The organism is Aeromonas sp. R1-1 (assembly GCF_040908495.1).
Lineage (GTDB): Bacteria > Pseudomonadota > Gammaproteobacteria > Enterobacterales > Aeromonadaceae > Aeromonas > Aeromonas veronii.
This window is the reverse complement of record NZ_JBFODV010000107.1, coordinates 1-13,867: the sequence shown is the minus strand read 5'-3', so window position 1 is coordinate 13,867 and position 13,867 is coordinate 1. Positions and strand designations below refer to the sequence as shown.

General features: G+C 59.1%; 13 protein-coding genes and 1 pseudogene. 2 read left to right on the top strand and 12 right to left on the bottom strand.

Features of this window, described 5'->3' with window-relative positions; genetic code table 11:
* From AB5Y92_RS06460 to ftsY, 8 genes and pseudogenes are all read right to left on the bottom strand, one after another.
* Window positions 1-100, bottom strand: a pseudogene (locus tag AB5Y92_RS06460) (formimidoylglutamase); the annotation flags it as partial.
* Entirely contained in the window at window positions 93-1,328 is a 1,236-nt protein-coding gene (hutI, locus tag AB5Y92_RS06455) for an imidazolonepropionase (protein ID WP_368226015.1), read from the bottom strand. The gene hutI and the pseudogene AB5Y92_RS06460, both read right to left, overlap by 8 nt.
* 154 nt (window positions 1,329-1,482) lie before the next feature.
* A complete protein-coding gene (gene hutC / locus AB5Y92_RS06450) occupies window positions 1,483-2,187 on the bottom strand; it encodes a histidine utilization repressor (RefSeq protein ID WP_041202413.1) in 705 nt (234 codons plus the stop codon).
* An 11-nt stretch (window positions 2,188-2,198) separates the two neighbouring features.
* Window positions 2,199-2,858, bottom strand: a complete 660-nt coding sequence (gene can / locus AB5Y92_RS06445; RefSeq protein ID WP_042076162.1) for a carbonate dehydratase — start codon at window positions 2,856-2,858, stop codon at window positions 2,199-2,201.
* A gap of 125 nt (window positions 2,859-2,983) precedes the next feature.
* Complete coding sequence (gene rpoH / locus AB5Y92_RS06440; protein WP_368226012.1) at window positions 2,984-3,838, bottom strand: RNA polymerase sigma factor RpoH; 855 nt, start codon at window positions 3,836-3,838, stop codon at window positions 2,984-2,986.
* Between the two features lie 451 nt (window positions 3,839-4,289).
* A complete protein-coding gene (gene ftsX / locus AB5Y92_RS06435; RefSeq protein ID WP_005339996.1) occupies window positions 4,290-5,243 on the bottom strand; it encodes a permease-like cell division protein FtsX in 954 nt (317 codons plus the stop codon).
* Window positions 5,243-5,911: a cell division ATP-binding protein FtsE gene (gene ftsE / locus AB5Y92_RS06430; RefSeq protein ID WP_005339995.1), complete on the bottom strand. Its 669-nt coding sequence runs from the start codon at window positions 5,909-5,911 to the stop codon at window positions 5,243-5,245. Before ftsE ends, ftsX begins: the two co-directional genes overlap by 1 nt.
* Window positions 5,912-6,000: 89 nt before the next feature.
* Complete coding sequence (gene ftsY / locus AB5Y92_RS06425) at window positions 6,001-7,770, bottom strand: signal recognition particle-docking protein FtsY (protein WP_368226010.1); 1,770 nt, start codon at window positions 7,768-7,770, stop codon at window positions 6,001-6,003.
* A gap of 110 nt (window positions 7,771-7,880) precedes the next feature.
* Between ftsY and rsmD the strand changes: the two genes are divergently transcribed.
* Both rsmD and AB5Y92_RS06415 read left to right on the top strand, forming a co-directional pair.
* Window positions 7,881-8,510: a 16S rRNA (guanine(966)-N(2))-methyltransferase RsmD gene (gene rsmD / locus AB5Y92_RS06420; RefSeq protein ID WP_088870315.1), complete on the top strand. Its 630-nt coding sequence runs from the start codon at window positions 7,881-7,883 to the stop codon at window positions 8,508-8,510.
* Window positions 8,494-8,805, top strand: coding sequence for a DUF1145 domain-containing protein (locus AB5Y92_RS06415; protein ID WP_042052536.1), 312 nt, complete (start codon window positions 8,494-8,496; stop codon window positions 8,803-8,805). The genes rsmD and AB5Y92_RS06415 overlap by 17 nt, the downstream gene beginning before the upstream one ends.
* An 855-nt stretch (window positions 8,806-9,660) precedes the next feature.
* Here the strand turns inward: AB5Y92_RS06415 and AB5Y92_RS06410 are convergent.
* The 4 genes from AB5Y92_RS06410 to AB5Y92_RS06395 form a co-directional block, all read right to left on the bottom strand.
* The gene (locus AB5Y92_RS06410) at window positions 9,661-10,647 is read right to left on the bottom strand and encodes a YafY family protein (protein WP_236317217.1); all 987 of its coding nucleotides are present in this window, start codon (window positions 10,645-10,647) and stop codon (window positions 9,661-9,663) included.
* 287 nt (window positions 10,648-10,934) lie between these two features.
* A complete protein-coding gene (locus AB5Y92_RS06405; protein WP_204481763.1) occupies window positions 10,935-11,321 on the bottom strand; it encodes a SirB2 family protein in 387 nt (128 codons plus the stop codon).
* On the bottom strand, window positions 11,318-13,174 hold the full coding sequence (locus AB5Y92_RS06400; RefSeq protein WP_005357666.1) for a monovalent cation:proton antiporter-2 (CPA2) family protein: 1,857 nt from the start codon (window positions 13,172-13,174) through the stop codon (window positions 11,318-11,320). The genes AB5Y92_RS06405 and AB5Y92_RS06400 overlap by 4 nt, the downstream gene beginning before the upstream one ends.
* Window positions 13,175-13,241: 67 nt before the next feature.
* Window positions 13,242-13,838, bottom strand: coding sequence for an NAD(P)H-dependent oxidoreductase (locus AB5Y92_RS06395; RefSeq protein ID WP_005339958.1), 597 nt, complete (start codon window positions 13,836-13,838; stop codon window positions 13,242-13,244).
* Window positions 13,839-13,867: the final 29 nt, after the last annotated feature.

Sequence of the window (13,867 nt, the reverse complement as noted above, 5' to 3'; positions counted from 1 at the left end):
AGGGCTGCAACTTGTCATGCCAGCGCAGGGCCAGTTCACCATCTTCCGGATCCTGTCGTCCCTGCCAGAGCGACATGTCGACCTGGTTGAATTTATCCATGGAGGGTCTCCTCGCCGTTGAAGATGCGGCCTGCCAGCTGATCGACGCCGACCATGTAGCTCAACTCGGCCGGATGGGCGCAGTGCCAGATCAGGAAATCGGCCGCCATCCCCACCCTGAGCTGGCCAAGGCGCTCCTGCTCGCCAAGCGCTTTGGCAGCGTGGCGGGTCACCCCGACCATCGCCTCCACCGGAGTCAGACCAAACAGGGTACAGGCCATGTTCATCGCCATCCGCAGCGAGACGATGGGGGCCGTGCCCGGGTTGATGTCGGAGGAGACCGCCATCGCCACCCCCGCCTTGCGCAGCGCGGCGACCGGCGGCAGTTTGGTCTCTTTGAGAAAATAGAAGGCGGTGGGCAGCAGGGTAGCGACTACGCCGCGCTGGGCCAGCGCCAGGATCCCCTGCGGATCCAGATACTCCAGATGATCCACCGAAAGGGCGCCGAAGTTGGCGGCGAGGGTGCTGCCACCAAGGTTGGAGAGCTGATCCATATGCCCTTTCACCGGCAGGCCGTATTGATCCGCCGCCAGATAGACCTGCTCGGTCTGGGCCAGCGAGAAGCCGATATGCTCGCAGAAGACATCCACCGCATCGGCCAGACCCGCCTCGGCGGCGGCCGGAATAATCTCCTGACAGATGGTCTCGACCCAGCTGTCGGGATCATCGCGATACTCCGGCGGCACAGCATGGGCCGCCAGCAGAGTGGTCTTGACCCGGATCGGCAACGCCTCTCCCAGTCGGCGGGCCACCCGCAGCATCTTGAGTTCGTCATCCAGCGTCAGGCCATAGCCGGACTTGATCTCCACAGTGGTAACACCCTCGCGGATCAGGGATGTCACCCTCGGCAACGCCAGCTCGAACAGTTGCTCTTCGCTGGCGGCACGGGTGGCACGCACCGTGCTGATGATGCCACCGCCCCGACGGGCGATCTCGGCATAGGGCACTCCCTGCTGACGCAGCTCGAACTCTTCGGCACGGCTGCCGGCGAAGACCAGATGGGTGTGACAATCGATAAGGCCGGGGGTGACCAGCTTGCCCCGCATATCCTGCCAGTGAGCGGGATACGACCCCTTCAGTTCGGCCATCGGCACCAGCGCGTGGATCTTGCCATCCTTCACGCCGATGGCCTGGAGCGGCAGCAGGCCGTAGTCGGCCAGCTCATCATTCAGGGTAGCGGGCGTCACGTTGAGCCAGACCCGCTCGCAGTTCAACAGTTCCTTGTTCATAGCGACCTCAAATGTATATACATATTCTTATAGTCGATCTCTATGACGAAAGAAAGAGCGAAGTTCACATCCTGATAACAGCATCAAACTTAGAGTTTAAGCACAAAAAAGCCCACCAGGAGGTGGGCTTTGTAAAATCGAGTTGTATATACATTTACTCTAACTGAGTCTTGGAGCTTAGCTTGTAGCGGGAACCGGGGGAGAGCAAACGGGCATAGGAGACCAGATGCCCCTCCGACCAGGTACGCCGGTGCAACAATAGGCAGGGGGAATCTACGCGGATCTGCAACAATCCCGCCTCACCGGCGCTGGGCAGCACGGCTTCCACCACGTGCTCCATCTCGGAGAGGGGGCAGACATCCATCAGATAGCGGTTGGGGGTCTGTTGGGTAAAATCCTGCTCACCATAGCCCGGCAAGCGCCCGGCATCGACGAAGCGCTCCTCCAATTGCAACGGCTCCCCATCGGCCTGATGGACGATGAGGCTGTGAAAGATGGGGGCGCCAACCCGCAGCCCCAGTTGCACCGCCACCTTCTCGTCGGCGGCCAGCCGCTGCAGCCGGATCACCCGGGCGCTGTACTCGCCGCCACGCTCGGCGATCTCGTCGGCAATATTGCGAATAGCCAGCAGCGGCGATTCGGTGCGCCGGTCCGCCACGAAGCTGCCGGAACCGGCGGTACGCACCAACCAACCTTCCGCCACCAGTTCCCGCAGCGCCCGGTTGACCGTCATCCGGCTCACGGTGAACTGCTCGCACAGGGCCGCTTCGGTCGGGATCCTATCCCCCGCCTGATAGTGGCGTTCGCGGATCCCGTCCAGAATATGCTGCTTGATCTGCAGATAGAGAGCTGGCGCCACCATGAAGCTCCCTAGCGCCGACGGTGGGGCGGACGCATGTCCGGCCAGGCGCGATAGACATCGGGGATCTGATCCGGCCCGCTGATGCAGAGATCGAGATCGTGCAGCAAGCCATCCTTGATCCCGTAGATCCAGCCGTGAACGGCCAGCTCCTGCCCCTTGCGCCAGGCGTTCTGGATGATGGTGGTGTGGCAGACGTTGGCGACCTGCTCGGCCACGTTCAGCTCGCACAGGTAGTCGAAGCGCTCGTGCTCATCCTCGATGGCCTCGAGCTCTTCACCGTATTTGAAGTAGACATCCTTGATGTTGCGCAGCCAGTTGTCGATGAGCCCCAGCTCCTGGTTCTGCATCGCGGCCTTGACGCCACCGCAACCGTAGTGACCGCAGACGATGATGTGCTTCACCTTGAGCACTTCTACCGCGTATTGCAGCACGGAGAGGCAGTTGAAATCGGTATGTACCACCAGATTGGCGACGTTGCGGTGGACGAAGACGTCCCCCGGCAGCAACCCCATCAGTTGGTTGGCGGGGACCCGGCTGTCGGAACAACCGATCCAGAGGTATTCGGGGGCCTGCTGGGCAGAAAGAGTGGCAAAGAAATTGGGATCTTCGGCTTTGATCCGTTCGGCCCACTCACGGTTGTTGGTAAACAGGTCGTTCAACAGTTTCACTTCTGCTCTCCCTAATGTGGCAGTGGCGGCAACATAACACACTCAAGGGTAACCAAAGCAAGGCCGACCAGATCCCTGCGAAACAAAAACAGGGCCATCAGGCCCTGTTTTTATGAGAGGAAGCATCAGGCTTCCATGGCATCTTTCAGCTTCTTGAGTGCGTTTTTCTCAAGCTGACGCACACGCTCGGCAGAGACGCCGTAGGTATCGGCCAGCTCCTGCAGAGTGGTCTTGCTGTCATCATCGAGCCAGCGGGCGCGGATGATGTGCTGGCTGCGCTCATCCAGGGTGGCGAGAGCCGAGCTCAGACGACGGGTCGCGTGATCGTCCCAGTTGTCATTCTCGATGGTCGCTGCCAGATCGGAGGATTTGTCCTCCAGATAGTGAACCGGAGCGAAACCGCCTTCTTCTTCATCATCACCCACCAGATCGAACGCCTGATCGTAGTTGGCCATCCGCGCTTCCATTTCGGTCACGTCAGCGGCAGAAACGCCGAGATCGGCCGCCACGGCCTGCACCTCTTCGTGGTTCAGCCAGCCCAGACGTTTTTTGGATTTGCGCAGGTTGAAGAAGAGCTTGCGCTGGGCCTTGGTGGTCGCCACCTTGACCATGCGCCAGTTGCGCAGAACATATTCGTGGATTTCGGCCTTGATCCAGTGCACGGCAAAGGAGACCAAACGCACGCCGACACTCGGGTCGAAGCGCTTGACCGCTTTCATCAGGCCGATGTTGCCTTCCTGAACCAGATCAGCCTGTGGTAAGCCGTAACCGGCATAACTTTTGGCGACATGAACGACAAAGCGCAGGTGCGACATAACCAGCTGGCGGGCAGCCTCGAGATCGCCATCCTGCTGCAAACGCTCAGCCAGTTCACGCTCTTCCTCTGCGCTCAGCACAGGAATAGAGTTTACTGCCTGGATATAGCCTTCCAGACTACCTTGCGGAATCAGAGCCATAGTGCGCTGCAATGAAGTTCCCATCTGTTACCTCTTACTTTTCAATCGAATCAGTCTAACACCCTGAGAGGGTCTGTCTACTGACCGGATGCCATTCTGCGGCGTGTATCAAAGAACATGCCCAGTTTTAGACCGGCTTATCTTAAGCCTGCAGGATGAATCATGAATGAACAGTCAAAAAAAGGGGGTCACAATGAAGGACCCCCGAAAAGTAGCATGCTAAGTCCATTGTTGCGGAGCTCGCAACCTTCACATGCTTGCCAAGTCTGACGAGCAAGGCAGAGGGGCCACACCCGTATAAATGCTTCAGCTTTAATAGACTGCTTATAAATCAGAAGGTTCACTGGATCTAGCGAAGATCCGGAAGATCATTGTTATTCAGAATACTCTGACTATGGGGGCCAAGCCAGAAACGGCCCCTCTTTTACTTGATCCGCCTCTCAAAATCCAGCGATTTACTTTGATGACAAAGTAATCAGGATGGTTCGATGTCGCGAATGTGGCGATGGACCGAAAACCAGGAGGCAATCAGCCCCAGCAGGGCGCCCAGCAAGATCAGATTGATCCCGTCTACCGCTCCCATGCCAACCAGCCGGAAATTACTGTTATACAAGCCCGCCAGCTCCTTCACCACCCCTTCGCTCCAGATCACCATCACTTCGGTCAGCCACCAGGCCAGCATGCCGCCGATCACCCCGAACCAGATACCGGTATAGAGGAAAGGGCGATGAATGAAGGAGTCGGTCGCCCCCACCAGCTTGAGCACTTCAATCTCGGAACGCTGGTTGAGGATGTTGAGACGCAGGGTATTGCCGACAATCAGCAACACGGCGGAGAGCAGCAGCACCGCGATACCGGTAATGGTGTGGCGCAGCAGGTTCATGATCCCCTGCAGCCGGGTCAGCCACTGCAGATCCAGCTTGCCCTGCTCGACCCCCACCTCATTATTGAGCTTGCTGAGCAGCTCGGCGGCCCCTTCCGGGTTCTGCCAGCGCGGATCCGGGATGACGCTCAGCACCGGCGGTAGCGGGTTGCTGTCCAGATAATCGAGGGCATCGCCAAAGCCGGAGATCTCGCGAAACTCCCGCAACGCATCGTCACGACTCAGGTAGGTGACCGAATCCACCTCGGGATAGAGCAGGATCCGGTGCTGCAGATCGAGAATGCTCTGCTCCGGCAGATCCTTGCGCAGGTAAAGAGAGATCTGGGAACTGCTCTGCCAGCTCCCCTCCACCACCTCGGCGTTTTTCAGCAGCACGTGGAAGCAGGATGGCAGCGCCAGACTGACGCCAAGCACCGCCAGCGTCATCAGGGAGGCGAGCGGATTGCGCCACAACTCTCCGAGACTGGCAAACGCCTGCCGCACATGGTCAACCCCGTACATCATCAGACGGCGCAGCGGCGGTTGTTTATGACGAACGATAGCCATCAGAGCTCCTCCCCGGCCGAATACATGCGACCCGCCTTGAGGGTCAGGGTGCGATAGCGCATGCGAGCGATCAGCCCCAGATCGTGGGTGGCAATCAGTACCGAGACCCCAAAATTGTTGAACTCCTGAAATAGCCGCATGATATCCATGGATAGCTGGGGGTCCAGGTTGCCGGTCGGTTCATCCGCCAGCAGCAGCGGCGGCTTGTTGACGATGGCACGGGCGATGCCGACCCGCTGCTGCTCACCACCGGAGAGCATGCGCGGCTGGTAACGCTCCTTGCCGAGCAGCCCCACCTTGTCCAGCGCCGCCGCCACCCGCTTGTTGATGTCCGCATGGCTGTAACCATCGATCACCAGCGGCAGCGCCACGTTGTCGAACACGGTTCTGTCCATCAGCAGGCGATGATCCTGAAAGATCATCCCGATCTGGCGGCGAACATAGGGGATCTGGCTGCGCTGGATATGGCTGACATCATCGCCATGAAAGAAGACGCGACCATCGGTCGGACGCTCCATCACGCTGATCAGTTTGAGGAGGGTACTCTTGCCCGCCCCCGAGTGCCCGGTTAGAAAGGCCATCTCTCCCTTGCGCAGGTGAAAGCTGACCTTCTGCAACGCCTGATGGCCACCGCTGTATACCTTGCTGACCTTGTCAAAACGAATCATAACGGTTCCCTGAAATTGACAAACCCCGACCGGAGTCGGGGTATGGAACACTTACTCATCACGGCTGAGCTGACTCATCGCGGCCGGACTTATTCATCGCGGCTGAAGAGCGCCTCGATGAAGTCGTTGGCAACGAAGGGACGCAGATCGTCGATCCCCTCGCCCACCCCGATATAGCGGATCGGGATCTGGAACTTGTCGGCCACCGCAAAGATGACGCCGCCCTTGGCAGTGCCATCCAGCTTGGTGAGGGTGATACCGGTCAGGCCCACTGCCTCGCTGAACAGCTTGGCCTGGCTCAGGGCGTTCTGGCCGGTGCCGGCATCCAGCGTCAGCATGATCTCGTGGGGCGCCTCTTCATCCAGCTTCTTCATCACCCGCACCACCTTCTTGAGCTCCTCCATCAGGTTGCTCTTGTTCTGCAGGCGACCGGCGGTGTCGGCGATCAGCACGTCAGCCCCGCGGGAGCGGGCGGCCTCGATGGCGTCATAAATGACGGAAGCGGAGTCGGCACCGGTATGCTGGGCAATCACCGGAATATTGTTGCGCTGACCCCAAACCTGCAGCTGTTCGACCGCTGCGGCACGGAAGGTGTCACCCGCCGCCAGCATCACGCTCTTGCCCTCGGCCTGGAACTGCTTGGCCAGCTTGCCGATGGTGGTGGTCTTGCCGACGCCGTTTACGCCGACCATCAGGATCACATAAGGCTTCTTGCTGGTGTCGATCACCAGCGGCTGTTCGACCTTGGCCAGCATCTCGCCCATGTCCTGCTTGAGCAGGCCGTAGAGCGCCTCGGCATCCTTGAGCTGCTTGCGATCCGCGTGCTGCACCAGCCCCTCGATGATACGAGTAGTGGTATCCACACCGAGATCGGCGGTCAGCAGCTGGGTCTCCAGCTCTTCAAACAGCTCGTCGTCGATCTTCTTGCCACGGAACAGGCCGAAGAAACCGGAGCCGATATTCTCCTTGGTGCGCACCAGACTGCGCTTGAGGCGAGCAAAGAAGCCCTCCCGCTGCGGTTTGTCCTGGGTGTCGTCGTCCACCTTGGCGGCCAGCGGCAGGGCAGCCAGGGCGGCGGCCTCAGCCTCCATCGCGGCGACCAGGCGCATATCTTCCGCGCGCTGGGCCTCTTTGGCGATACGGGCTTCTTCAGCTGCCTGAGCTTCGGCGGCAATACGAGCCTCCTCCGCAGCGCGAGCTTCAGCAGCAATACGAGCCTCTTCCACTGCGCGGGCTTCGGCAGCGATGCGGGCCTCTTCCGCAGCGCGAGCTTCGGCGGCAATGCGAGATTCTTCCGCGGCGCGAGCCTCGGCAGCAATACGAGCCTCTTCCGCAGCACGAGCTTCGGCGGCGATGCGGGCCTCTTCTGCGACGCGAGCCTCGGCGGCAATGCGAGATTCTTCCGCGGCGCGAGCCTCGACAGCAATACGAGCCTCTTCCGCAGCACAAGCTTCGGCAGCAATACGAGCCTCTTCGGCTGCCTTGACCTCAGCGGCTTGCGCCTCTGCGGCAGTGCGAGCGGCTTCAGCGGCACGCTCCTCTTCGGCGATCAGCGCTTCGTTGACGATCACCGGCTCCAGATCGGAAGCGCACTCCTCCACCACCAGCGGGCCGTGATCGTCCAGCTCGGTAGGCAAGCAGCAATCATCTTGCAAAACGGAATTCTGTGCGCTGGCAGGCACTTCGGGGGCAACAGCCGGCGTACTATCGGAAACAGTGGTGTCGGAAACGGGAGCGGGGGTAGCAGTGACCTCGGGCTCAACGGTAACGGGGGTGGCTTGGGGTGTCTGTGGTTGGACAGCCTCAGCCTCTTCTTTCTTGCGGCCGAAACCCAGCCAGGAAAACAAACCTTTTGCCATCTAAAAATACTCACATCAAAGGCTGACTGCTAAGATAGCCGTCCCTTGGCGGGTCGGCATAAAAATGAACCGCCTTATACTACCACTTTATTTTCTGACGATGAAACGCGATGCCCAGAGTGAAATCCAGCCGTAGCAACCCGAGCAAGAGTCCCGCCCCACAAGGAAAATCGGGCTTTGTAAGAATCATCAGCGGCCAGTGGCGAGGCCGCAAATTGCCGGTCAAGGATGTGGAGGGGCTCAGACCCACCACGGATCGCGTCAAGGAAACCATCTTCAACTGGCTGGCCCCCCACATTCGCGGCACCCGCTGCCTGGATCTGTTTGCCGGTAGCGGCGGACTCGGACTGGAGGCACTGTCGCGCTATGCCGAGCAGGTGACCCTGATCGAGATGGACAAAGGGGCCGCCGACCAGATCAAGAAGAACCTGACCGCCCTCGGCAGCAGTCAGGGTCAGGTGATCCAGTCTGATGCGGTGAGCTGGCTGCAAGGCCCGGCCACGCCGTTTGATCTGGTGTTCCTCGATCCGCCGTTTCGCCGCGAGCTGCTGCCGCAGGTGTGCGAACTGCTGGAGCAGCGCGGCTGGCTGGCACCGGACGCTCTCATCTATCTGGAGCGGGAGAAGGAGATGGCCGATCTGGCACTTCCTGCCAACTGGCAACTACTCAAGGACAAGCAGGCAGGTCAGGTCTGCTACCAACTCTATCTAAGAGAGGTAAACAATGAAGCGAGTCTTTAATCTGTTGGCGATGGGGCTGATATTGTTCTTCTGGTTTGGCGTGCTGATGAGCCTGATTGCCCCTCTGCCCGGCAAACTCAACGGCTTTCTGCCGGTCTGTGGCGTGATCGTCGCCCTGCTGCACTGGCTGCAGGCCAGCATGATCAAGGCAGCTTGCAAACGCTACTTCGCGGTCACCAAGGCCGAATTTGTCACTGTGCTGATCTTTGGTGTGTTTGGCATGGTCGACATTCGTCAGCGCCTGCAAGAGATCGTCAACGCCGCCCAGCGCGGCAATCTCTCGGACAAACCATAAAAGAAAAGGGGACGGCGGTAGCCGTCCCCTAGAGTCGTGTCGTCCTGTCCGTAGAACTGCAATGCTCCCTGCAATCCCTGACGTTATCCTAATCCTTTGGAATATCCCCTTTCCAATCCGTTGGCGTGTCCTGCGGCGTTCCTGGCCTGGCAATTCATCCTGAACTGCTTCACTGTCTCCATCCTGGAGGTGTCCATTACCACGTCCTGTGGGGTTCCTTGCGTCTTCCTGACAGATAACCATCCGGGTTATCTCACTTCATCCTGAAGTATTCCTCTCGCATCCGGCGAGGTCCTGTTCATCCTGAAGAACGAGGTTCCGTTCGTTCTGCTCCCATCCCGAGAGTGTCCTGCCGCATCCCGCGGTGTTCCTTTATTCATCCGTGACGATAATCATCCTGATTATCGAGCTCATCCTGAGGTGTCCCTTGTCCACATCCTGCGGACTATTCCATCTTTATGCGCTGTCCTGCATCCTGCCGAACCAGCTCCGTCCTTGTGAGACCCATACTAAGGAAATGCGCACCCCGAACAAGGGCCATCCGATGATAAAGATCCGATGCAGCTCCCATCTCAAAAAATGAACTTAAAAACTAACCCTTTAATATCAGCCACTTATTTAGTTTCACGGGAAAGCTCGATCATTCTGGCATGGCTTCGCGTACGGCTCAAAGCGCCAGCCTCTTACAGTCGCTATGGCAGATCTCTTACAAGGGTTTCACCCCCAAAAACGGGGCAGGAAAACGGTTCAATCCTGACGTTAAGACTTAAAAATTAGTTGAATAAATATGCTTAAAAAAACCGCAAAAAAAAGAGCCGAGACCAGGCTCGACTCTTCAACATTCCAATTTTTTAATCAGCTCAAGCGGTTGGCCGGATTGAGATAGGCCTTGCGCAACGATTCCGGTGCCAGCACCTCCAGTTCACCGCCGATGTTGTTCAACCAGCTGCGAAACTCCGGGGTGTCCTGCACTTCAGTCTCCACCACCACACTGCGCTTGTCATAGCGGGTCATGCGTGGATTGTTGCCGGGGATCTGATTATCCACCAGCGACTGGCTGTTGGCATCGATCCGGCCGACGAAGCGGATCGGGCCGCTCACATCCTGATAGCCCTGATCGCGGATCAGCTTCTGGATATTGAAATCCTTCGGCTGGGTGGCGCTGAAGTTGGTCAGCTCCACGTTCTTGATATGGTCAAACGGGATGCCGTAGACCTTGGGATCCAGCTCGGAGAGGGTGCAGAGCAGGATCGGGCCGTCCAGCTGATTGAGAATGCCGAGCGGGTTGATACGGTCGTAGCAGAGCCACACGGTGCGCTCTTTGATCACGCGCTGGATCTCGGCACTGAACTTGCGACCACGCCAGAGCGCATCGCGGATCAGGGTGCTGCGGCGGATCTCCGGGTTGCCGGCAAACGGACGCGGTGACTGGTGGACACTCTCCAGCCAGCGTTCGGCCAGTTCGCTCTGGCTGTCGCGGATCACCTGACTCGCCTTGTCGACCAGCGGGTTCAATTCGGTCAGTACACTCGCCGGCAACAGTTGGCTCGCCTGATCACTCCAGGTTTTCAGGGCCACCGCCAGCGAGAGCGGCATGATATTGGCAAAGTCGTTGAGGCCGTGGCGCTCGAAGCACCAGCCATGGGGTTTGCTGCGCTCGTCCGAGGTGAGGTCGAACAGTCCCATGCCGGACATCTCCTCCAGGTCCCGTTGCACGGTACGCAGACTGACGTGGATACCTTCCTCTTCCAGTTTTACCTGGAGTTGGCTGGCGGTCAGCTTGTAAGGGCGGTGCGGGATGCAACGCGCCAAGGTCAGTTGTCGTAACAGCTTCTTGCTCATGGTGCTTGCCTTCACTGGTTTAGCGTTGACTGTATGCTAGTCGTGACTTGCGACAGTCTATGTCGCAAGTTTTGCTGCGACAACTGTCGCCATTTTCATACAAAACACACTAACCAATTGATTTAAAAAGACAATTCACTCAAAAAAGGAGCCGCTAGAGGCTAAAATTAGCCAAAAATCCCTCAAATGAAAGTTCTATGTTGCGATTTATTGTCAGCATAAAACTCCGATTAATTAATTCATCACAGAATATGATTTCAGGGGAGAGCATGACTCTCCCCTTTTGCTCACATCAGCCACGACCAGGCTGACTTGGTTATGGCCGCACCGACCATGTAGCCAAACACCGCCAGTGCCGCCACACCGGCCACCAGCTTCTGACCGCGGGCCGGCCGCTTGAACGCCATGACACCCAGACCGATATAGAGAACCAGTGCAATCAGCTTGGCCATCAGCCAGGGTTGTTGACTCGGGCTCAACTGCAAGGCCACCGCCAGCAACACACCAAACAGCAGCAGGAAGGTGTCGTTGATATGCGGCAGGAGCTTCAGCCACTTCTGCTGCAACCGATCGCTGCCGGCCAGCGCCAGACTCCAGCGATAGATAAAGAGCAGCAGACTGACCAGCGCCAGCGTCATATGCAGGTGTTTGAACATGGGGTAATAGGCAATCATTTTGCTTCCTTGTCGTCGTCGGGTAGCCCGCTATTCCAGTTGTGGGCATGGATACGCTCCTGCCCCTCCTCGTCGTCTTGCAACAGATCGGAGAGGATCTCCCGGTATTGCAGGCTCTTGTTGATATAAGTGTGTTCGTCGTCCAGATAGTTGACCTGCTCGCGCAACAGCCAGTTATCGTGCTGCTTGAAGGTCTGCCCCGCCCGCCAGGCCTGGTTGGCCCGAAAACCGAGCTGGGTCAGGGCTTCCACCCCCAGATCGACCGCAGAGCCCAGGGTTTCCCGATGCACGCTCTCGACCCCGTGGCGCAGGATCTCGTGGGCATGGGGTCGATCCAGCGCTCGCGCCAGGATCTTCAGGTGCGGGAAGTGCTTCTGCACCATCTCGATCACCGCCAGCGAGGTAGCCGGATCGTTGATGGAGAGCACCAGCAGCTTCGCCTTGTGTGCCCCGGCGGCATGGAGCAGATCGATCCGGCTGGCATCGCCATAGAAGACCTGATAGCCATACTTGCGCAGGGTCTCTATCTGGCTGGCATCCTGCTCGAGGATGGTGGTACCGATGCCGTGACCGTGCAGCAGACGCCCCACGATCTGACCGAAGCGGCCGAAGCCCGCAATGATCACCGGATGCTCCACCAGCTCAGGTTGTTCATGCTGCGGTGCGTCGCTCTGGTTACGGTAATCGAACCAGGGCTGGATCACCCGATCGTTGAGGATCAGCAGCAATGGGGTGAGCGCCATGGAGAGCGCCACCACCAGCGTCAGCAGCGAGATGGTCTCACCAGGCAGCACCCGGTTCTGCGCGGCAAACGAGAAGAGCACGAAGGCAAACTCACCACCCTGTGCGAGCGCCAGCGCGAAGGTCCAGCGTTGACTCGGCGAGATGCGGATAATGAAGCCGAGCGCCATCAGCACCAGCCATTTGAGCACCATCAGGCCAACGACCAGGGTTGGTATCAGGAAGGGGTGCTCGGCAAACAGCCCGAAGTCGATCCCCGCCCCCACCGACATAAAGAACAGGCCGAGCAGCAGCCCCTTGAACGGCTCTATGTCCGCTTCCAGCTCATGGCGATATTCGCTGTCGGCCAGCACCACACCGGCGAGGAAGGAGCCGAGAGCGGGCGAGAGCCCCACCGATTCCATCAGCACCGCGATGGCGATCACCAGCAGCAGAGCGGCGGCGACGAAGATCTCCCGCATATGGGACTGGGCGATGGCACGAAACACCGGCCGCATCAGATAGTGGCCACCCAGCACTATGCCTGAGATGGCCGCGACCACCAGCAGACCATGTTGCCACCCCGCCAGCTCGGAACCGCCATTGCTGGCGACCGGCGCCATGGCCAGCAGCGGCAGCAGCGCCAGGATCGGAATGACCGCAATATCCTGAAACAGCAGCACCGCAAAGGCGGAGCGACCACTCTCGCTCTGCATCAGCTTGCGCTCCTGCAGGCTCTGCAGAACGATGGCGGTGGAGGAGAGCGCCAGAATGAGGCCAATGGCCAGCCCCTGTTGCAGCGGCAAACCGATCAGGTGCGCCACGCCGGTCAGAGCTGCCGTGGTAAGCAACACCTGCAGGCCGCCCGTGCCGAGGATCGGCCCCTTCAGCTGCCACAAGAGGGCCGGACGCAACTCAAGACCGACCAGAAACAGCATCAGCACCACGCCAAACTCGGCGAAGTGCATCACATCCTTCTGCTCCCCCACCAACCCCAACAGGAAGGGGCCTATGATGATCCCCGCCAGCAGGTAGCCGAGCACCGAGCCCAGCCCCCAGCGTTTGGCCAGCGGCACCGCGATGACGGCGGCGGAGAGGTAGATAAAGGCATCAAACAGGATCCCGTGGCCCATCAGTCAGCCCTCCGTGTGAACATCAGATCCGGCCCATAAGCACGGCCAACAAGCTGCCCGTGTTTCATCAGAGCACCTCCAGCAAGTCGCGTAGATAGGGGCGCCCGGCCAGTTGCTCCGGGGTCAACTGATCGTCACGCAAGGCGCAAAGCAGCTGGCGGTAGTCCTGCCCGCAGCGGCGCAGGGCGGCGGGATCCTTGATCTTGTGAAAGGAGTGCAGCACGAAAGGGGGCAGCCAGTTCATGCCGCACAAGGTGGCCGCCTGCTGAAATGGCAGCAGAAAGTCGAGCAGCGGTCGGCTGTTATACCCCTCGCTGCAGTAGGACTCCGGCGCCCCGCCCGTGGTGATGGCGCTCAGCCACTGCTTGCCCTTGAGGGCATGAGCCTCGGGGCCGTAGGCATAGCCATACTCCAGCACCAGATCCATCCACTCTTTCATGATGGCCGGGCAGGAGTACCAGTAAAACGGGTGCTGGAAGACAATAATGTCGTGCTCACAGAGCAGCGCCTGCTCCCGCTTCACATCGATAAACATGTCGGGATAGTGCTGGTAGAGGTCGTGAACCGTAACCCCCTCCAGCCCCTCAATCGCCTGCAACAGCTGCTTGTTGGCCCGCGAGCTCTGCAGCGCGGGATGGGAAAAAATAACCAGAATGCGTTTCATGACCACATCACCCGAACAAAGCCTTGCGG